Genomic DNA, 21,077 nt, shown 5'->3' on the forward strand with positions numbered 1-21,077 from the left:
ACATTTTTTAAAAGTTTACGTCAAGGAGGGCAAGCGCCCAAATGGCGTAATACGGGCCTGTCCCCTCTTTCTCCCAAAATCGGGGAATCCCTTGCACCGACTGGTTTTTTCGCTATTTTTGCAAACGCTTTGATATCTTTAGAAAAAAAATTTCCACCCCTTTCTAATGAACCGCTTACATTTCGCTAACACTCTTTTGTGCACAAAAAAGGAGCTATCCGCCGGAGCACTTTCAGCTCTTTTGGACAACTCCATGGTCACTCCTACAAACGTTAGCGTGTGTCTTCTATCGGCATCATCAACACGATGCTCCCTTTATACAAAGTGCCCGCCCGCGTTCGCCGCCGGAGCCACGGGCTCCTCACGCCGTTTGCGCTCGATGCTGATCCAGATCAGCCCAGCCGCCATGCAGCCTGCGCCGCACATTTGCAGCAGCGTGATTTTCTCGCCAAACATAAAGTAACCGGCAATAACCGCCGCAGCAGGAACCGCATAACGGAAAAAATTTGACCGCGTCGCTCCCACCTTGAACATGCACGCATTCCACACGACAAAAGCCATAACCGTACAGATCAGCACATTGTAGCCAATCGATAGATAATGCCCGGCTTGCAGCGCAGACCAATTGGTTTGCCCCCAAGAGCCGAAGGTCAGAGGAAGCATGAACAACGCGCCGAAGGCGATCGTCCATGTACTGACGCGCAGCGCGGAATATTTCTTCATCAGCGACATCGAGCTTAAATTAAAGAGCGGCCCGATAATGCTGACGCCAAACGCCATAGCGTTGCCTAGCATATTTTCAGAAGAGAGACTGAAGCCCTCACCCCCGCCAAGGATGACGAAGCATACGCCTACAATTGAGATAGCGCCGCCAACGATCAGCCGAAGCGTTATCGATTCTTTCATGAACAGAGGCGCAAACAAAGCAGCGAAGATGGGCCAAGGGGCTACATTCAGCAGCGATGCATTCGCCAGTGTCGTGTACTTGATCGAGTACATTACCGTGATTTCGAGCAGCGTAATCCCGATTAAGCCAATGAGTGCAAGCCTCGGCACGATACGCCAAGGAATGCCCACGCTGCCCTCAGTCAGCTTTAGAATAACAAAGAAAAACGGAATAGCCAGGCCAAACCTTAAAAACGAAAACACTACCGGGTTAAACGACTCCATCGCGAGCCGGGAGATGCCGAAATTGGCTCCCCACACGACTGCGATCAGGATTAGCCCGCCGTAATTCATCCACTTGTTATTCAATCTCTTCGCCCCATCTATTCACAGATATTGCCTAGCCTATATCCAAATCAACCCCGCATAGGCGGCTTATTTCCTATGCATTTTGAACTCCAGGAAAAGCTCATTGTAATGAGCCAGCATTCTTTTGCCAAGATTGTCGTACACCTCAAGCCTGCTGGTCAACTCCTCATCTGGGTAAAAACGCTCGTCGCCTGAAATCTCTTCAGGCAGCAAGGCCATCGCCGCTTGGTTAGGCGAGGAATAACCGACATATTCCGTATTTTGCGCTGCTACCTCGGGGTCGAGCATGAAATTAATGAATTGATGCGCGCCTTCGATATTTTTCGCTGTTTTCGGAATGACCATATTATCAAACCACAGGTTCGAACCTTCCTCCGGCACGACATAATCGAGCTTCTCATTCTCGCCCATAATTTCCGAGGCATCTCCTGACCACACCAAGCCGACAGCCGCTTCTTCATTCGCTAGCAGCAGCTTAATTTCGTCACCTACGATCGCTTTCACGTTCGGCGTCAACAGCTGCAGCTTCGCTTTCGCCTCTTGCAGATGCGCCTCTTCCGTGTCATTGAGGGAGTAACCGAGGCTGTTCAGCCCCATACCCATCACCTCGCGCGCGCCGTCGAGCAGCAGGATTTGATTGCGCAGGCTCTGATCCCACAGCTCATTCCAGCTGGCGAACGTTAGGTCACCCACCAGCTCTGGATTGTAGACAATGCCGACCGTGCCCCAGAAGTAAGGGATCGAATAGGCATTATCCGGATCGAACGACAGATTCATGAACCTCGGATCGATATTTTTCAAATTCGGAATCTTCGAGTGGTCAAGCTTGATCAGCAAATCCTCCTCTTTCATCTTGCTGATGGCGTACTCGGAAGGGATGCTGACATCGAACGTCGTGCCCCCCTGCTCAATCTTGGTCATCATGGCTTCATTGGAATCGAAGGTCTGATAGATCACCTTGATGCCTGTCTCCTCTTCAAACCTTGTCAGCAGCTCAGGGTCAACGTAATCGCCCCAATTATATATCGTGAGCGTGTTGTCGCCGCTGTAGCCTGCGCTTGAATTCAGGTAGGAAATGAAATACATCAGCCCTAGCGAGACGATCATCACAACAGCAAACATTCGCACTAGCTGCTTCATTAGCGCCCCTCCTTAGCCGACGGCTTCGCGTTCCGCTGGTTAATGAAGTAATACCCTACGACCAAAATAATTGTAAACAGGAAGATAAGCGTAGACAGCGCATTGATCGATAGCGACACCCCTTGGCGTGCCCGTGAATAAATCTCTACCGACAGCGTCGAGAAGCCATTGCCCGTCACGAAGAACGTCACCGCAAAATCATCGAGCGAATAGGTAAGCGCCATGAAAAAACCTGCGAATATGCCTGGTTTAATAAACGGCAGCACGACTCTCGTCAGCACCTGCCAGGAGCTTGCGCCCAGGTCCCGCGCCGCATCAATTAGTGTCGAGCTCATTTCCTGCAGCTTCGGCAGCACCATAATGACGACAATCGGCACGCTGAACGCGATATGCGAGAGCAGTACCGATACGAAGCCCAGCTTGATGCCGATAATGGTGAACAGAATCAGGAAAGATGCACCAATAATGACATCCGGGCTGACAATGAGCACATTATTCAGCGTAAGCAGCGTCTGCTTTGGACGATGGCTTCGGATATGGTGAATCGCAATCGCGCCCATAACACCCAGAATCGTCGAGATGGCCGATGACAGCAGCGCTATGACGAACGTATTCAGCACAATAATGAGCAAGCGCGTGTCCTCGAATACTTCCTTGTAGTAATCCAGCGTAAAGCTCTCAAAATTGCGCATCGAGCCGCCGCTATTAAACGAATAGAACATCAAATAAAAGATAGGCGCATAAAGTACAACGAATACGAGCACTAGATAAAGATTGGACCATTTATTTTTTGCGCGCATCGGCTGCACCTCGCTTTCGGTTGCCGGTAACGAGCATCATCGCTGCCATCGCCAGAATGAGAAACACAGCGATCGTCGAGCCCATGCCCCAGTCCTGCGTAACCAGAAAATGCTGCTCTATCGCGGTCCCTAGCGTGATGACGCGATTCCCTGCAATGAGCCGCGTAATCATGAACAGCGACAGCGCAGGGATAAACACCGCCATACAGCCTGCCTTCACTCCGCTGATGGTGAGCGGAAAAATGACGCGGCGGAAAGTCATCCAAGCCGACGCCCCCAGATCGCGTGCCGCATACACCAACGAAGGATTCATCTCCTCCAGCGCATTGAAGATCGGCAGGATCATAAACGGTATGAAAATATAGACGGATACAAAAATAAAGCTAAAATCGGTGAACAAAATTTGCTGCTTCCCGATCCCGATCGCTTCCAGCACCGAGTTGGTCAAGCCATATGTACCGAATAGGCCGATAAAGGCGTAGGCTTTCAATAGCAAATTGATCCAGCTTGGCAAAATAATAAGCAGCAGCCACAGCTGCTTGTGCTTGGTCCTCGTCAGCAAGTAGGCCGTAGGATAAGCAACGAGCAACGAAATGGCCGTAATCAGAAATGCGTACCAGAAGGAGCTGAGCGTCATCCGCATGTACACTGGCGTGAAGAACTTCACGTAATTATCAAATGTAAAGCTGCCTTCCACATTAAATAACGAATAGTAAGCGACCAATAGGATCGGCGCAATAACGAATAGGACGATCCAAGCTAAATAAGGGATGAGATAAAAGCTGCGCGATTTATTTAACATCGCCGGCCTCGCTATAGGCTTCCAGACGCTTATCGAATTCCTCTTCCGTCTCACCTAGACGCATGACATGAATCGCTTCCGAATCAAAGGTCAGCCCAATCTGCTCGCCAACCGTCGCTTTGCGCGTGGAATGGACAAGCCACTCATTGCCAGCCTCATCATAACCGCAAATCTCGTAGTGAACGCCCCGGAACAGCTGCGAATCCACGCGTACCTGCAGCTTTCCGTTCTCAGGGGAGGTAATCTCCAAATCCTCCGGCCTAATAACGATATCTACCGCTTCATTCGGGGTCAATCCCTGGTCGACGCAGACAAAGGAGCGGCCAGCGAACTCTACCTCGAAATCGCGCGCCATCCGGCCCGGCACAATATTCGATTCACCAATGAAATCGGCAACAAACCGGTTGATCGGCTCATCGTAAATATCGGTTGGCGTACCGCTCTGTTGAATTTTCCCTTCATTAATAACAAAAATTTCGTCGGACATCGCAAGCGCTTCCTCTTGGTCATGGGTGACAAAGATAAACGTGATCCCCAGTCGCCGCTGCAGCTCGCGAAGCTCGTACTGCATTTCCGTCCGCAGCTTCAGATCAAGCGCGGAGAGCGGCTCGTCCAGCAAAATGATTTCCGGTTCATTCACAATCGCGCGCGCAATGGCGACGCGTTGGCGTTGTCCGCCGGACATTTCCGTAATTTCCCGCTTGTCATAGCCGTTCAAATTGACAAAACGAAGCGCCTCCATCACTTTAGCCGTGATATCGGCATTTTTCAGCTTCTTGATTCGCAAGCCGAAGGCCACATTTTCGAAGACGTTTAGATGCGGAAACAAAGCATAATCTTGGAATACCGTATTCACCTGGCGCTCATTGGCAGGCACACGGTTAATCACTTTTCCGTTAAAATAAATCTGCCCCTCGGACGGCTCGGTAAAGCCCGCAATTAAACGAAGAATCGTCGTCTTCCCACATCCAGAAGGACCAAGCAGCGTATAAAACTTGCCTCGCTCTATCGTAAAACTGACATCCCTAAGGACAGGAGCGTCATTATGATGATATTGTTTGGTTACATGCTCAAAGCGAATGATCGTCTGCTCTTGCATCTCACATCCCCCTTTGCCTATTTAGAAGAAACAATAGTGATTATACATCATCCCCGAAAAACGGCAATAGTAAAAGGAAAAATGATGGCAACAACGCTCATGACGCAACCTGCTTTTCATTTCATTGAATATGAAAGCGCTATACATTACGATTATTTCAAGTTCAGTTCGTGAACATTATGATTATTGGAGGTTGAAGCATGAGTAAACTGGCATCCGAAAGCCCGGTCTCCGGCGGTGTTAAAGTTTCCGTTCAACGATTCGGTCGTTTTCTCAGCGGCATGGTTATGCCGAATATTGGCGCTTTTATCGCATGGGGGCTCATAACGGCTTTATTTATACCGACAGGCTGGTATCCGAACGAAAGTCTCGCGACGCTTGTCGGACCTATGATCACCTACTTGCTCCCGATCCTTATCGGATATACAGGCGGTCAAATGGTTCACGGCGTGCGCGGCGGCGTGATCGGCGCAATCGTCACGCTTGGCGTTATCGCAGGGGCGGATATTCCAATGTTCCTCGGCGCGATGATCGTCGGTCCGTCTGCGGCATGGGTATTGAAAAAGTTTGACCGCTCCATTGAAGGGAAGATCCCTTCCGGCTTCGAAATGCTAATCAACAACTTCTCGTCCGGCATCATCGGCGGCGGCCTTGCGGTTATCGCATTCAAGGGTGTCGGCCCCATAGTTGAAGCTTTGAGCAAAGTGCTCAGCACCGGCGTGGAATGGCTGATTGACACGGGACTTCTGCCACTGGTGAACGTGCTGATCGAGCCGGCCAAGGTGCTGTTCCTCAACAATGCCATTAACCACGGCATCTTGGGACCGCTCGCGTTGGATCAAGCCACGCAAACCGGCAAATCCATCATTTATATGCTGGAGTCCAATCCAGGACCGGGCCTTGGCATCTTGCTTGCTTATTGGCTGTTCGGCAAAGGCATGGTGAAGCAATCCGCACCAGGCGCAGTAGTCATTCACTTCTTCGGCGGGATTCACGAAATTTATTTCCCTTATATTCTGATGAATCCACGTCTTATTCTTGCAGCTATCGCCGGCGGCGTATCCGGTACCTTCACCTTCTCTCTATTCGGAGCAGGACTGGTTGCAGCACCGTCACCCGGCAGTATTCTCGCGTATTTCTCGATGACGCCAAAAGGCGGCATGCTCGCTATGCTCAGCGGCGTCGTAGTCGCAACCGTCGTGTCATTCCTTGTCTCTGCCGTGCTGCTTAAGACAACGAAGCAAACCGAGGATGCAGACAACGAGCTTGAACAGGCAGCCCAGAAGGTTCAGCAAATGAAAGCCGAATCCAAAGGTGCCGCTGCTGCTCCAGCACCTTCGGCTCCAACGGGTCAATTGACGAAGGAGCAAGTAAACAAGATCGTATTCTCCTGCGATGCAGGCATGGGTTCCAGCGCGATGGGCGCTTCGATCCTGCGCAAAAAAATAAACGCAGCCGAGCTGCCGATCACCGTCATCAACACGGCAATCAACGATATTCCGAATGATGCCGATATCGTCATTACCCATAAGACACTGACTGATCGGGCACGGCAGAAGGCGCCAAACGCCGAGCATATCTCGATTGATAATTTTCTTAAGAGTCCGGAGTATGACTTGCTCGTTCAAAGACTAAGTTAAGACTACGCAAATAAGAAGCTCATGAAACCATACTTAACGCTGACAGAGATCTGTCGGCGTTAAGTCCATTCTTCTGTAAAGGAGGATAACCTATCAAAGCCTCAACTAGGCAACGACGAATTATAGAGCTTCTGCTGGACCAGAAGCAGGAGATTACAGCTGCGGATATCGCTGCATTCGCAGGAACCAGCACCCGAACGATTCATCGGGAGCTTGGCGATATCGAGCCGTTTCTTGCCGCGAGCGGCATCTCGCTCCATCGCACCGCCGGGCTCGGCATTCGCATCGAAGCCGACGATCAGACACTTGAGCGTTTCAAGCAGAGCCTTGACCTTGCTGATGCCTTCGAATATTCGGCGGAGGAGCGTAAAATTCTTATTTTTTGCCGGCTGCTTGAGCATGATGAGCCTTTAAAGCTCTTCTCGCTTGCTCACGAGCTGCGCGTAACGATGCCGACGATCAGCCACGACCTTGATGAGCTTGAGGCAACGATGCAGAGGCAAGGACTGACGCTTGTGCGCAGAAGAGGTTATGGCGTCGAGATTATCGGTTCCGAGGAAGCAAAGCGCCATTCCATCAGCTTGCTCGCCCTCAACCATTTGGATGATTCCGATCTGTTCGGGCAGTTCCAGGACCAGGCGGTAACCCATCCGATTACTGCCCAGCTGCTGGATATGATCGGCAAAGAGAATTTCAAGAAGCTCGAGCAAGCGCTATGGGAACTGAATGACGATTGGCCAAACACGCTGTCCGAATCGGATTACACCCGAATGCTAATCAAGCTGTCCGTGGCTCTGACCCGTATCGGGAATCATTGCCTCGTAGCTGCAAACACCTATGAACACAGCAAGGTCATCCCTTTGCTGCAGAGCCTGATGGACGCGCTTGACCTCCAGCTGCCTTTGGAAGAACAACGCTATCTCTCGCAACTGCTGGACAATGAAGCTTTTCCCGAGAGCAGTCTTCTGATCCACCATGAGGATATGCCAACGCTGGAAGGCGTTAAGCAGCTCATTCAATATGTCGAGAAGCATCTGAATCTCTCACTGACTGAAGACCACTCGCTGGAAGAAGGATTAATTCAGCATATCAAGCCAGCCTTTCAGCGCATACTTGATGGCATTGCGATCCGAAATCCCATGCTGGTTCAGATCAAAAAGGATTACAGCTCCTTGTTTTCAATCGTGCGGGGCGGTGTACAAGAGGTATATGCGCACATAAAAGTGCCAGACGAGGAAATCGGCTATATTGCGATGCATTTCGGAGCCTCGCTCGAGCGATTAAAGCCTTTTCCTAGAAAAATTAGAGCGGTGCTCGTATGCACGAGCGGCATCGGGTCTTCGAAGCTGCTAGCTGTCAAAATAGCCAAGGAGCTGCCGCAAATCGAATTGATTGGCCATTATTCCTGGTACGAGGCAACCAGGCTCCCAGCCAGCCGCTATGATTTAATTATTTCCACCGTCGATCTGCCGCTGAAGCCTGACCGCTACATTAAGCTAAGCCCGATGCTATCGCCTGAAGAGACCAATAAGCTGCGCGCTTATATCGAGGGCACGACGCTCAAAAAAGTCAATCCTGCCATCGCGGCAGAAGCAGAGGCCTCTGGCCAATCGCCCATGGACCGCTTGCTGCTGCTTCAGCTTTATTCCGGCGTCGTTCTGCGGCTACTTGACGGCTTTCACGTCCACGACCTTGCCATGCAGCACAGCCTAGTTGATCTGGCCCAGCAGTTGCCGAGGATGCTGTCTTTATTCGACAAGCCGTACATCGATAGGCATAACGATAAAATTACAGAGCAGTTGCTCGCAAGGGAGCGCCAAGGCAGTCTGGTCATTCCCGATACGGAGCTCGCCTTGCTTCACACGCGCAGCGAATGGATCGAGGAGCCGCTGCTCGCCCTGTACCGCTTTGACAATCCGCTTATCCTGAGCGAGGACGGCGAGATGAAGGCCAAACAAGCCTTAATGATGCTCGGCCCCATCAAGCTTGATCCTTATAGCCTGGAGCTGCTTAGCGAAATTAGCGCCATGCTGCTGCTTCCGGAACTGCTTACCGTCCTAGCTCACGGCCATACAGCCAGCATAAAGCTGTTTATCTCTAAAAAACTGGAAGCCTATATAAAAACAAAATTGGATTGGAGAGAATCATAATGACCATTCTATCTACAGACAAAGTGAAACTAAACGTTAGCGTCAAAGACAAATACGAGGCGATCCGCCTTGTCGGGCAAATGCTCGTGGATGCCGGCCATGCGCCGCAAGCCTACATCGAGAAAATGATCGAACGCGAAGATGCGCTATCCACTTACATTGGCGGAGGGCTTGCGATGCCTCACGGCACCAATGACTCCAAAGCGCTGATCCAATCCACCGGAATGGCGATTATCATCGTGCCAGGCGGAGTGGATTTTGGCGGCGAGGAGCCCGCACAGCTCGTCATCGGCCTTGCGGCGATCGGCGACGATCACCTTGATATTTTGACCAACGTAGCCGTACTCGTATCCGAGGAAGAAGATATGCAGCGTATCTTGAATGCCGCTTCCGAGAAAGAGCTGATCGCGATCTTCGAGTCGGGGATGGCATCATGAAGGCCGTCCACTTCGGCGCCGGCAATATCGGCCGCGGCTTCATCGGATTACTGCTGCATAACGCCGGCTACGAGATTACCTTCGTCGATGTGAACGATTCGCTCGTCGCCGAGCTGCAAGCCAAAGGGCAATACGCCGTGCGGCTTGCCAACGAGCAAGGCGATACCTACCTCGTTGACCATGTCACCGCTATCGACGGGAAAAATATTGCACTCGTCGCAGAAGCGATTGCGGAAGCCGATATCGTAACGACGGCCGTCGGGGTTACGGTATTAAAGCATATCGCAGCAGCGGTTGCTAAAGGAATAGAGCTTAGGCTTGCTAGAGAAAACACGGCTCTGCCAGTGATTGCTTGCGAGAATGCGCTCGGCGGCAGCACTATACTCAAGCAGCTTGTTTATGAGCATTTGCCGGAAGCGTTGAAAGCGCGGGCTGAGCTTCATGTTGCTTTTCCCGATGCAGCCGTCGATCGGATCGTTCCGCTTCAACAGCATGAAGATCCGCTCTTAGTCGTAGTAGAACCCTTTTACGAATGGACGGTCGAGCGTTCACCTTTGCTCGCTTCGCTGCCCGAAATCGAGGGCATTCATTACGTTGACCAGCTCGAGCCTTACATTGAGCGCAAGCTGTTCACCGTTAATACCGGCCACTGCGTCGCGGCTTATCACGGTTACTTGCGCGGATATGAGACGATTCAGGAAGCGATGAAGGATAGCGAAGTCATTGCCGAAGTGAAAGGCGCTTTGCAGGAGACGGGAGCGGTACTGATCGAGCGTTACTCGTTCAACGAGAAGGACCACGGCCAATATATCGGGCAAATTCTTGAGCGTTTCACCAACCCTCATTTGCTGGATGAGGTTTCTAGAATCGGCCGCTCGCCGATCCGCAAGCTGTCGCCTAATGACCGCTTGGTTAGGCCGGCCTTATTAGCATACGAATATGGGATATCGGCAGACCATTTAACGACCGCTATGGCTGCGGCTTTACATTTTCATAACGAGGAAGATCCTGAGGCCGTAGAGCTCCAGCTAGCCATTCAAGAAATTGGACTTATACCTGCAATCACCAAATATACAGGCATAGATGAGCAGCACTCGCTCCATCAGGAAGTGGTCCGGCACTATCGAGAGCTGGGACTTGCAGCTAACTCGGCAGGGAAAGGAATGAGCAAATGATGACAACTTTATTAAAAGGGATAGCCGCTTCGCCCGGCATTGCCATCGCGCGCGTATTTCATCTAGCAGCCGAGCGGTTCGTCCCGGTTCAGCAAGCGATTAGCGACACGGCTGCAGAGGTTGAGCGCTTCCGTTCCGCCGTCGCTTTGTCCCGCGACGAGGTCGAGGCCATTCGCGCCTCAGCCGAGGCTCGGCTTGGCGCGGACAAAGCGGAAATTTTCGAAGGCCATCTCATGATTCTGGAGGACCCGGACCTGATTGAAGCGGTTGAACAGAAGATTGCCGATGAAGCGATTTGCGCGGAATTTGCGCTGCACGAGATTGCGCAGTCCTTTATCGAGCTGCTGCAGTCCATGTCCGATGAGCTGCTGCGCGGCCGGGCTGTCGATATTGAGGACGTCTCCGGCCGTATCATGAGCCACCTGCGCGGCGTACCGCACAGAGAGCTGGCAGGCATGACGGAGGAGTGCATTATCGTAGCACGCGATCTGACCCCCTCAGACACGGCACAGCTCAATTTAGACTATGTACGCGGCTTTGTAACCGAGGTGGGCAGCCGTACGTCCCATTCGGCCATTATGGCGCGCTCGCTTGAGATTCCAGCCATTGTTGGCGCGGGAGCAGCCGTTCATGATATCCCTGCTGATGCTTTTATCGTCATGGATGCCAATCAAGGCGTTGTTCTCATCGCTCCAACAGAAGAGGAGCTCGCGAATTACAAGGACATGAAGCAGAAGGATGACCATCGCAGAGTTGAGCTTAGCAAGCTGAAGGATTTGCCGAGCTTGTCCAAGGATGGCAAACGGGTCGAGCTGGCAGCCAACATTGGCAAGCTGGAGGATATCCAGCGGGCGATCGACAACGGCGCCGAAGGGATCGGCCTTTTCCGCACCGAATTCCTCTATATGGGACGCAGCTCACTCCCTACGGAGGAGGAGCAGTTCACCAGCTACAAATACGCGCTTGAAAAAATGAATCCGAAGCCTGTCGTTATACGAACACTCGACATCGGCGGCGACAAGGAGCTTCCTTATATGGAGCTGCCGAAGGAAAGCAACCCTTTCCTCGGCCAGCGTGCGCTGCGCCTGTGCCTAGACCGGCAGGATCTGTTCCGCACGCAGCTGCGGGCACTGCTTCGCGCCAGTCGTTACGGCAACCTTAAGATCATGTTCCCCATGATCGCCGTGCTGGAAGAGCTTCTCGAAGCCAAGCGTTTGCTTGAGGAAGAGAAGCAGAAGCTGATAGCCGAGGGCGTCCAGCTCGCCGAGCATATCGAGATCGGGATGATGGTCGAGATTCCGGCAGCGGCAGTAGCCGCGGACCTATTTGCGCCAGAAGTCGATTTCTTCAGCATCGGCACGAATGACCTGATTCAATATACGATGGCGGCAGACCGCATGAACGAAACCGTCTCCTACCTGTATCAGCCTTGGCATCCATCGCTGCTCCGCTTAATTCGTTTCGTTCTTCAAGCAGCGGAGAAGGAAGGCAAATGGGTCGGCATGTGCGGCGAAATGGCCGGGGACAGCACGGCCATCCCTCTGCTGCTCGGCCTTGGTCTTCATGAATTCAGCATGAGCGCAGGCTCGATTTTGCAGGCAAGAGAGTTAATAAGCACGCTCGACCAGTCGAGCTGGTCAGGCCACGCTAACCAGGCACTCACGATGCGCAGCACCGATGAAATTACACAATTCGTAGAACGCACAAGAAATGGAGTGATTCAGCATGATTAGCAAAACCTTCACGATACTCAACCCTACGGGCTTTCATGTTCGTCCAACCAAAACCTTCGTCCAAACCGCCAGCACCTTCCCTTGCAAGATTACGGTCTTGAACAAAGGCAAAAAGGTCAACGGCAAAAGCTCGCTAAGCATGCTCACGCTCGGTATCGCCGTCAACGAGGAAGTCACGCTGGAGATCGACGGTGAACAAGAAGAGCAAGCTCTCGAAGCGCTTGGCAAGCTGCTTACTGATATCCACGAATAACACGAATAACGACAATCGATACGGCATATTAGCTGAAACGGCTTATTATCTAAAACAGCATATTAGTGGAAACGGCATATATTCTGAAACAGCTAATTAATAGACCTCACCCCAAAGCGGCTGAGCTTGAAAAAGGATCAAAACCCTTTTTCTCGCTCAGTCGTTTTTTGCTTGTTACACATACATATAACCATTGCGCCCCTTTTTCTCCGCATCCTACTTGCCACTTCTCCAAGGCCTCACAACATGCACCAGATGCAGCAACGTCTCCCCCGAACCAATCGCAGTAAATCATGTAAGATTCCTCTCCGTTTTAATTAGATGGAATTCCTCACTATAATTTAAGTGTTTTTGGATTATTTAGGAATTTAGAGGGAATTGTTCTGCTAATTTTAAAGAATCAGCGAGAAATGACATGAAACAGCTAGATTAAAGAGACAAATTCCATCTATTTCATACCCTTTCGAATGGCGCCCCAGAAAACGAAGAAAAAATAAGCAGAAATCATCAATATCATCATTGGAAGTTCGCTTTTAAGTAACACATTTGACATGACTAACTGTTCATTAGACATAACCAACTATATAAGTTGAACTAAAGTTTCTCGTTTTGGTCGCTGCGCGAGTAGCTCATTCTATGGGGTCGCGGTTGCACCCAGATTCTTAAAATGACTAAGACATGTAAAGGTAAGAATCCAGCTACTAAGGCGAGCAGTTCATTTTTTCCAATCGATCTTCTCGCTTCTCATATCCTTCATTTCTTTCGTTCAACTTGTCTATATCTCCAAAACCCAGCCATAAACTGCCCCTTTGAAGCCGCTGGGCTAGATTAGATCTATTTTTTAGACCTATTTCATCGATTTCGGCTATTTGCATTAGATTAGATCTAAAAATTAGATCTATTTCTCCAAAACCAAGCCATATCCAGTTCATTTGGGGCCGCGGGGCTAGATTAGATCTATTTTTTAGACCTATTTCATCCATTTCATCTATCACATCGGCTATTTCCGCTAAACTTACGAGACAAGTGATGACCATGGAAATCGAACAACAGACTAACAGGAACTGGACAAACGGCTGAGGTAACAGAAAAAAACTCCGGATGTATGTACGCGATCAAACGATTTACTTACATGCTGTGAAGCTGATGCAGTGAACGAAATTGCGGAGATGATTCGTAAAAACCCTGTAACGGTGAGCACTTCCATCCAATCTTACCAATGAAAGGGTTGGATGGCTTCGTGATGGATGTCTCTACAGGCGCTCCTGAACAGTTGACTCCCGAGCAGACGATGATATCGAAACTTCCACATAAAGTTGGGGTTACCGACAAGCACAATTGGACATTGGCTCTGGCTGCGGCTTATTTCAAGCGTGTTTTTTAACGAAGCTGCACCATCACGAGTATGGCCAAATGACTTCACCGATCGGGTCTCTGGTTTACCAGACCGATGTATACGCTCGAAGCTGCCGTTGAGGGCAAGCAAACGAAGTTCGTGCGCGAACGGTTCCTCACTTAAGAAAAGATTAATAAACGATGAGATCCACCAACTGCTGTTTGAAGACGGGAGTATGATCCACGATTGTTTATAGAGAAAATCCCCAATTATAAATGGGCTATCATTAACCGTCTTTGCTTCTGTATGGAATCCTTCTTTCAGAAACTCATTAATTCTAAAATCATTAGTTGAACTTATATAGAAAACAATACAGGCAGAATCTAAATACAATGCTACCTCAAGTTTGTTCTTTACCCTTAGCCTTCTACGCATCACCGCACCTGTATCCCAATCTCTCAACCTGTCAGTAACGAAAACACAAAAAGGACAGCGATTAATTGCTGTCCTTTGCTGTGATCTTTCCATGGTCTTGCTTTTATACAGAAGTCGGTACGGCTGGCTCCATAGTGTCGTTTTTCATTTTGCGATGAGATAGCGTAAAGTAAATATAGGACAAGAATGCAAATAGTAGTGCAATTCCTGCCAGGGTTGCATAATAACGGCCCATCGAGCTGTAATCACCGCTTGAAATAATATCCCTAAAACCAGCCACCGAGTAAGTCATCGGCATAAATGGCGATATTTTTTGCATCCAGTCTGGGACAAGCTCAATCGGGAACGTACCTGCGGAGCTCGTAAGCTGCAGAATCAACAGAATGATCGCTATAAAACGGCCAGGGTTGTTCAGCGTCGCCACAAGGAACTGAATGATCATCATAAAGGTGATGCTCGTAAGAATCGTAAAGGTGATAAACAAGCCCATGCTCTGAACTTCAAGCTTAAGCAAGAATAACAACGCCGCATCGGCGATTAGCGCTTGAATTGTTCCGATCATCACAAGCGTTAGCGCCTTGCTCCAGAACCAGCTCCAGCCGTTCACCGGACGTACTGCCGGCTCGCGCACAGAGTACACGATAGTCAGCATCATCGCGCCGACATAAAGGCCTAATGACAGGAAGTAAGGCGCAAGACCTGTTCCATAATTAGAAACCTCTGATATTTTCTCCACGTCAAGCTTCACCGGATCGGCGAACATATCCACCATGCTATCGGTCAGCTTAAGGTCAGAAGTTTTGTCCGAAGCGTCGCTCAGCTTGCCAGATAGCTCCTGCGTGCCATCCTCCAGCTTCAACAGCCCGGAAGCGACCTGCTGCGCGCCATCCTCCAGTTTAACTGAACCGTCTACGAAAGGCGTTACGCTCGACGAAAGCTGCGAAAGCCCCGCAGTAAGCACCGCTGCGCCGTTATTGAGCTGCTTCGCTCCAGTTGCTAGCTTTGTCCCGCCTGCACTTGCTTCAGCCAGCTTCTTGCCAAACTCGGTCATGCCGTTAGTGAATTTCTCCGCGCCTGCTACGACTTGAGCTCCGCCAGCGCCAAGCTCTTTGCCGCCAGCCGCCGCTTCCTCAACTTTCTTATCGAAGGTGCCCAGACCATCAGCAACCTTAACAAGGCCTTCGTTCAGCTTCGTCGCCCCTTCACTCAGCTGAGTCTGCCCAGCCGATGACTTCTCCAGACCAGCCGCCAGCTCGCGGCTTGCGCTCAGCAGCGCCGCAAAGTCCTCGCTCTCCGCCAGCTGCGGATTCGCCTGACCCAGCTTCGCCAGCCCGTTCGCCAGCTGCGCGGCTCCTGCTTTCAGCTGCTCTTCGCCTGCAGCTGACTCCTTAAGACCACCCGCAAGCTGCCCCGCAGCCTGCTGCGCGTCAGAGGCGCCTTCCGCCAGCTGTCCGCTCGCTCCGGCCAATTGCCCCAAGCCGTCGCTCAGCTTCACCGCTCCGGCTCCAAGCGAGCCCGCGCCTTCGCCTAACGATGCGGCTCCCGCGCCAAGCTGCTGCTGCGCCGCCTGAAGCTGCGCCAGGCCGCTGGCCAAGCTTGACGTGCCTGCGCTAAGCTCGGCACTGCCTTTTCCAAGCTCCGCTCCGCCATTGCTCAGCTTCGTAACGCCTTCCTGCAGCGTCATCGATCCGCTGACGAGCTTCGCCAGATTTTGCTCGATGAGCACCGCTCCATCCTTCGCCTTCGTCGTGCCATCGGCAATCTCGCCGGCACCATCGCTTGCTTGGCCGATGCCGTCAACAAGCTCCTCCATCTGTTCGAAAACGGTGCGCGTATAAGCTGCCGTCACCTCTTTATTCAGCTCCATCTTCATCGTATCCACAGCTTTGCTGCCGATTTGGGAAGCTAGAAAGTTGTAGCTTTCATTCGCCAGATACGTCAGCTGGGCCGGCGTCGGCTCATCAGAGGTCAATGAAGTCGTTTTCTCGGAAAAGTCGGCCGGGATCTCAATGGCTAAGTAATAGCTGTGATCCTCAATTCCTGCCTGAGCTTCTTCCTTGCTGACAAAGTGCCACTCGAACTTTTCATTTTCCTTTAACTGTTCCTCAAAATCATCGCCGATATGCATCATCTCGTCGTTATACTTGTAACCCGTATCCGCATTGACGACCGCCACCGGCATCTTATCCAAATTTCCGTACGGGTCCCAAAACGCTCCCAAAAACATCGAAGAATACATAACCGGAATCATCATGACACCGATCACCGAAATCAACAGCATTTTGTTGCGGGCGATCCCGGACAATTCCTGACCAAACTGCTTAAATCCACTAAACTTCAAATTGTCCACGCTCCCCATTACTCATTGACCATTTTTGTCATTTGGTCATTTTTTAGTGTAAAAAAAGGCATCCAGCTTATTCCGGAGCCAATCCTACTTGCATATAGAATCGCAATTGCTCCGCTACTTGTTTCTTATCCAGCGGTTCATGCGTCTTCTTCCATTCTACCGTAAGCGCCATGTATAAGCGCAGCATAACGAATGCCGTCATCTCCGGATTGCAAGGCTTAATCTCGCCTTTGTCCATAGCTAATTGCACCTGCTGCTGGATGTAGCCGACAACCGCACCCTCAATCTGCTGCATGCCTTCGACCGCCATCGGCGTGCCGATCTCGCGCACCTCATGCGATAGCTGAAGTGCAAGCTCATGCTGCTCTCGGAATTCAAGCAATTGCTCTAGCGCCGCATTCAAATTATCGAAAAATGTTCGGTTCGGATCAACCACCCGCTCCGCCACCTGCTTCATTTCAATAATCAGCTTCTTCATAATTTCGTGGAATAACTCTTCCTTGTTCGTAAAGAACGTATAAATCGTCCCTTTGCCCACGTTCGCAATCTTAGCTACCTGATCCATCGTCGTCGCCTTGTATCCAAAAAGCGCAAAAGACTTGCCTGCCGCTTCTACAATCTGCTGCCGCCGATCAATCGCCATTCCATCACCTCCGACCCTATAAATGACCGAAAAACCAAAACGGTCATTTCGACAAAAGTAATCATATCACGCGCCATTTTCAAATGCAATGCCTGAACCGAATCCATTTCCAAGTCGTTTTCATCAGGCAGACAGCAACCATTTCTGAAGCCCAGCCCACGCACAACCTGCGCCACACGCATAAAGATGACATCACTCGGCAAAAAGAGCTATAATAAACTTACAGCTGTAACAATCATCTGCACAGCAGAATAAAAAGGAGTGTTTCCCTATGTCGTACAAAGAAATTACTACCATTGAAGAATGGAACAACGTTTACGAAGCTTCCGCCACTCGCCCGCTCGTCGTTTTCAAGCACAGCACTACTTGTCCGGTTAGCGCGAACGCTCACCAAGAATTCAGCCAATACCTTGATGGCAAACCAAGGGAAGATGTTGACTACGTGCTTGTCAAAGTCATCGAGTCCCGTCCCGTATCGAATCAGATCGCTGAAGATACGTCCGTGAAGCATGAATCTCCACAAATCATGTACATCGATAAAAAAGAAAAAGTATGGTCAGCTACTCACTGGTCCATCACGAAAGCTCATATCACAGCTGTTCTTGACTAACTCTCTTCACCGACTATACCTTTCCAAAGGTTAATCATAGCTCTCAGCCTAGCGCCTCGTGCGTGAGGCTGAGAGCTTTTTAGTATTAGACTCATTTCATTAAATAGAGGCACAAACGAGATTTGTTTTAAATTGATGATTACTACCACAGCAGTCAATCCAAGATATGTCCGTTTTGTTCGTTATTGTTCTCTTCCTTTAGTTTCAAAACGATACCTCCGCTATCTCGTTAACGCAAGTTGCTGCACTTCACACAAAACCACGGCTAACCATTTCAGTTTTATTTTATATCCAAAATATCCCTCTATTATCGCACTAGACATCATTTACAATTGTATCCATTCCGAACTCCAAACCACCCCTGCTTAAAGGCTTACAGCATTTAGAACTAGATGAATACACATTGTTGCATCATTTAGCCCATTCTCAATAACGCATAAATGTGGTTATCTAGAGAATGTCGGAATATATCGATTAATCTATCATATAGGTCCGCAATCGCTTGTACTAGGGGGATATTTTTTATGAAGCGCTTTGCCATTATCGCAATCGCAGCCACGTTTCTGTGGGCAGGATTATCCAGTCCGCTAGCCAATTCACAGACAACGGCTGCTGCCTCTGCGCCGGTTTTTAAAGATATAAAGGGCCATTGGGCGGAAAAAACCATCACCGATATGGTGAAACAAGGGATATTAGACGGATATCCCGACGGGACCTTCCGACCACAGGAACCCGTAAAAGTCGATCAATTCATCAAAATGCTCGTTCTTTCGTACACGGACCTTCATCAAAACGGAGCCCGCAGCTGGAATACCCAATTCCTCCAGTCCCTTAGCGAAGAGAATCAAGCGATTTTAAAGCAAGATTACCGCTATTTCGACTTCAAGCCAAACCCGGTCGGATATTGGGCGAAGCAGTTTATCGATGTCGCGAGCGATCTTCATTTTTTGAACAAAAGCAGGTATAGCGATTTCCAAGCTGACTTAAACCGCGAGAACGTTGCGGAAATCGTCTATTACACCTTGCAGGAAACGGAGTTTCTGGAGGATGGCTTATTCGGCCAAAAAATGGCCCAAGCTTACGGCGACCTCATGGGCGCTTCCGAGCGCGAGCAGAAATTCATTGCAGAGACGCTGGTCAAAGGCATTATGCAGGGGTACCCGAACGGCTTCTTCGGCGTCGGCGATACCGTGACCCGCGCGGAATCGCTTGTCATCCTAAACCGCCTCACAGACAAGTCGAAGCGGCTTGCCGTCGCCGTATCTCCCGACAAGCTCGAACGCGTGGTCCCAACCGCTGGCGGCGGCAAAAAAATTATCATTTTCCCAGATAAACGAATGTGGGATGCCTACGAAACGCTGATCGCTGCCGGGCAGTTGCGCGGCTCCAACCACGATTTCTATGAGACGACGCTTCGCCTATTCAAAGACCAAGCCGAGAAGGACAGCGTATTAAACCGCCCATCAGGCTCGTCTTCCATCAACGAGGAAGCAGCGGTATGGCTGGACCCGCAATATAACACGTATGGCATCACCATTAGGCTTCGCGAGGGCACTCTTGCCCGCAATAAGGAAGTGGTCGAACAGTTCGCCAATCAGCTATTTGGCTACAACGCATCTTTGTTCAAAGAGCTGTTCAACGACATTAGCAAGCGCGTGGAGGCCGGAACGAAAGTAGCCGCCCAGCAGAAGCTGATCGGCACCGATAACGTCAATATCCAAGTTGATGCCGCGGGCAAAACCGTTATTTTCTCTATCGCTACCAAAAAATAGGCGTTTCTGTTTAAAACAGCTGCTCAGTGGTTAATAGCCAACAAGCAGCTGTTTTTTTCGGCCAAGTCGATATTATGTCTCTATTACACTTTTAAACCATGCAATTATCAGCCCGTTATCTCAAAGGAGGACTACCTATGAAACGAATCAACCCAACTCTGAAAGCCCACCCTAACATGCCAAAAAAGATCGCCGCACTCGTCACTGCCGCGTTGCTTGTCGTTTCAACTCCCGCGGTGGGAGGGATTGCCGGAGGCATTGCGGCAGCAGCGGAATCGCAGCAGTTGAACGTTACTTCTCAGCCTTATAATATTAATGGCGTGTTGTCTAATGTGCCATCCGCCAATGTGGAGGGAAACACGTACATCGGCATTCGCGTGCTAAATGAAACGCTTGGGCTTGGCACGAGCTGGGATCCCAAAACAAGGTCGGTCACGGTCACGGGACGAGACCGTACGTTTGTCGCCTCCCCGGATGATGGCAGCTATACTTTGAACGGACAAGTCATTTATGGCAATCCTGCCATCATCGAGAATGACACGGCCTATCTGCCTCTTCGTTTTGTGCTGGAGAGAATGGGCTACGGCATTTCCTATGATCATGGCAGCAAGACGGTAGGCATCGACACCATTCAGGAGAACGCCTTATCCGTCGAAACGAGTACGATCAACAAAGTTACGCAGGAGCAATCGTTGATCATTCATTATCCCGTAATTAGCGGGTATGAGAATGCCGAGTCTCAAACCAAGGTTAATGACTTTTTGAAAAAAGAAGCAGAAGCTTATGCCGTGACCGGTCAACAAGCGCTATCCCAAGCTCAAAAGGATGTTAGCGAGCTGGAGGATACTAATCCGGATTTGGCAATGCCACCCCTTTCCTTTGAAGGAACGTATACGATTACCTATAACGAAGATAACCGTTTAAGCCTCTATGTCGATTATTATTCCTATATGGGCGGTGCGCATGGCATAACCGAGCGAGTTCCCTATACGTTTGATCTTAAAACCGGCGAACAGCTATCCTTAAGAGAAGCCGCGAATAACCACGAGAATTATCTCGACATTATTAACGCGTCCATTCGCGGGCAAATCAAAGAACGAAAATTATTATTGCTCAATCCGTTTGAAGGCATTGCATCCGACCGACCATTCTACCTCAAGCATGGCGCGGTCGTTATCTCCTTCGGCCAATATGAATATACCGCTTACGCTGAAGGCATGCCGGAGTTTCTGACTTCGTTCCTTGCTTTTAGCGAATAACGTTGTTGACCTGCCTATGTGGAATATGTAGGATTAAATATAGACGAAGAACGTCCATCTGCCATGATATGCTCCCATCATAGTAGACAGTAGAAAAAACAAAACCTCTACTTCTACCATGATGGGAGTTTTTGCTTTGTCAAAAAGGAGTCCAATTTCATTAGATGTAAAACTACAGGTTGTAAAAAG

General features: G+C 50.1%; 19 protein-coding genes. 10 read left to right on the forward strand and 9 right to left on the reverse strand.

Annotation, left to right across the window (positions count from 1 at the left end; genetic code table 11):
- Positions 1-315 precede the first annotated feature (315 nt).
- From E0496_RS13535 to E0496_RS13555, 5 genes are all read right to left on the reverse strand, one after another.
- Positions 316-1,254, reverse strand: a complete 939-nt coding sequence (locus E0496_RS13535) for a DMT family transporter (protein ID WP_241674793.1) — start codon at positions 1,252-1,254, stop codon at positions 316-318.
- A gap of 66 nt (positions 1,255-1,320) precedes the next feature.
- On the reverse strand, positions 1,321-2,394 hold the full coding sequence (locus E0496_RS13540; RefSeq protein WP_141502239.1) for an ABC transporter substrate-binding protein: 1,074 nt from the start codon (positions 2,392-2,394) through the stop codon (positions 1,321-1,323).
- Positions 2,394-3,194 carry an ABC transporter permease gene (locus E0496_RS13545; protein ID WP_141502240.1) on the reverse strand — a complete coding sequence of 267 codons (801 nt, stop codon included), beginning with the start codon at positions 3,192-3,194 and terminating at the stop codon, positions 2,394-2,396. Before E0496_RS13545 ends, E0496_RS13540 begins: the two co-directional genes overlap by 1 nt.
- On the reverse strand, positions 3,178-3,996 hold the full coding sequence (locus E0496_RS13550; RefSeq protein WP_141502242.1) for an ABC transporter permease: 819 nt from the start codon (positions 3,994-3,996) through the stop codon (positions 3,178-3,180). The genes E0496_RS13545 and E0496_RS13550 overlap by 17 nt, the downstream gene beginning before the upstream one ends.
- Positions 3,986-5,095, reverse strand: a complete 1,110-nt coding sequence (locus E0496_RS13555) for an ABC transporter ATP-binding protein (protein ID WP_141502244.1) — start codon at positions 5,093-5,095, stop codon at positions 3,986-3,988. The genes E0496_RS13550 and E0496_RS13555 overlap by 11 nt, the downstream gene beginning before the upstream one ends.
- A 200-nt stretch (positions 5,096-5,295) precedes the next feature.
- On the opposite strand from E0496_RS13555, the gene E0496_RS13560 reads away from it, so the two are divergent.
- A complete protein-coding gene (locus E0496_RS13560) occupies positions 5,296-6,735 on the forward strand; it encodes a PTS mannitol transporter subunit IIBC (RefSeq protein ID WP_141502246.1) in 1,440 nt (479 codons plus the stop codon).
- 101 nt (positions 6,736-6,836) lie between these two features.
- Here E0496_RS13560 and E0496_RS36520 read toward each other — a convergent pair whose 3' ends face one another.
- Positions 6,837-7,136, reverse strand: coding sequence for a hypothetical protein (locus E0496_RS36520; RefSeq protein WP_241674794.1), 300 nt, complete (start codon positions 7,134-7,136; stop codon positions 6,837-6,839).
- 48 nt (positions 7,137-7,184) lie between these two features.
- Between E0496_RS36520 and E0496_RS13570 the strand changes: the two genes are divergently transcribed.
- From E0496_RS13570 to E0496_RS35585, 6 genes are all read left to right on the forward strand, one after another.
- Positions 7,185-8,885 carry a BglG family transcription antiterminator gene (locus E0496_RS13570; RefSeq protein WP_141502247.1) on the forward strand — a complete coding sequence of 567 codons (1,701 nt, stop codon included), beginning with the start codon at positions 7,185-7,187 and terminating at the stop codon, positions 8,883-8,885.
- Complete coding sequence (locus E0496_RS13575) at positions 8,885-9,322, forward strand: PTS mannitol transporter subunit IIA (RefSeq protein ID WP_141502249.1); 438 nt, start codon at positions 8,885-8,887, stop codon at positions 9,320-9,322. The genes E0496_RS13570 and E0496_RS13575 overlap by 1 nt, the downstream gene beginning before the upstream one ends.
- A complete protein-coding gene (locus E0496_RS13580; RefSeq protein WP_141502250.1) occupies positions 9,319-10,497 on the forward strand; it encodes a mannitol-1-phosphate 5-dehydrogenase in 1,179 nt (392 codons plus the stop codon). Before E0496_RS13575 ends, E0496_RS13580 begins: the two co-directional genes overlap by 4 nt.
- Positions 10,497-12,230: a phosphoenolpyruvate--protein phosphotransferase gene (gene ptsP / locus E0496_RS13585; RefSeq protein WP_141502275.1), complete on the forward strand. Its 1,734-nt coding sequence runs from the start codon at positions 10,497-10,499 to the stop codon at positions 12,228-12,230. The genes E0496_RS13580 and ptsP overlap by 1 nt, the downstream gene beginning before the upstream one ends.
- Positions 12,223-12,483, forward strand: a complete 261-nt coding sequence (locus tag E0496_RS13590) for an HPr family phosphocarrier protein (protein WP_139991049.1) — start codon at positions 12,223-12,225, stop codon at positions 12,481-12,483. Before ptsP ends, E0496_RS13590 begins: the two co-directional genes overlap by 8 nt.
- 1,219 nt (positions 12,484-13,702) lie before the next feature.
- Positions 13,703-13,867 (forward strand): hypothetical protein, encoded by a 165-nt coding sequence (locus E0496_RS35585; RefSeq protein ID WP_206669770.1) that lies wholly within the window; start codon positions 13,703-13,705, stop codon positions 13,865-13,867.
- A gap of 490 nt (positions 13,868-14,357) precedes the next feature.
- Here the strand turns inward: E0496_RS35585 and E0496_RS13595 are convergent, their stop codons facing one another.
- From E0496_RS13595 to E0496_RS35590, 3 genes are all read right to left on the reverse strand, one after another.
- Positions 14,358-16,595 carry a YhgE/Pip domain-containing protein gene (locus E0496_RS13595; protein ID WP_161601409.1) on the reverse strand — a complete coding sequence of 746 codons (2,238 nt, stop codon included), beginning with the start codon at positions 16,593-16,595 and terminating at the stop codon, positions 14,358-14,360.
- Positions 16,596-16,671: 76 nt separating this feature from the next.
- Entirely contained in the window at positions 16,672-17,247 is a 576-nt protein-coding gene (locus E0496_RS13600) for a TetR/AcrR family transcriptional regulator (RefSeq protein ID WP_141502253.1), read from the reverse strand.
- Entirely contained in the window at positions 17,217-17,429 is a 213-nt protein-coding gene (locus E0496_RS35590; protein WP_161601410.1) for a hypothetical protein, read from the reverse strand. Before E0496_RS35590 ends, E0496_RS13600 begins: the two co-directional genes overlap by 31 nt.
- Before the next feature lie 89 nt (positions 17,430-17,518).
- Between E0496_RS35590 and ytxJ the strand changes: the two genes are divergently transcribed.
- From ytxJ to E0496_RS13615, 3 genes are all read left to right on the forward strand, one after another.
- Positions 17,519-17,857, forward strand: coding sequence for a bacillithiol system redox-active protein YtxJ (gene ytxJ / locus E0496_RS13605; RefSeq protein ID WP_141502255.1), 339 nt, complete (start codon positions 17,519-17,521; stop codon positions 17,855-17,857).
- 524 nt (positions 17,858-18,381) lie between these two features.
- The gene (locus E0496_RS13610) at positions 18,382-19,629 is read left to right on the forward strand and encodes an S-layer homology domain-containing protein (protein WP_161601411.1); all 1,248 of its coding nucleotides are present in this window, start codon (positions 18,382-18,384) and stop codon (positions 19,627-19,629) included.
- Positions 19,630-19,766: 137 nt separating this feature from the next.
- Positions 19,767-20,888 (forward strand): stalk domain-containing protein, encoded by a 1,122-nt coding sequence (locus E0496_RS13615; protein WP_161601412.1) that lies wholly within the window; start codon positions 19,767-19,769, stop codon positions 20,886-20,888.
- The last annotated feature ends 189 nt before the right edge of the window (positions 20,889-21,077 follow it).

Source organism: Paenibacillus luteus (assembly GCF_006542765.1).
In the GTDB taxonomy this organism is placed as follows: Bacteria; Bacillota; Bacilli; order Paenibacillales; family Paenibacillaceae; genus Pristimantibacillus; species Pristimantibacillus luteus.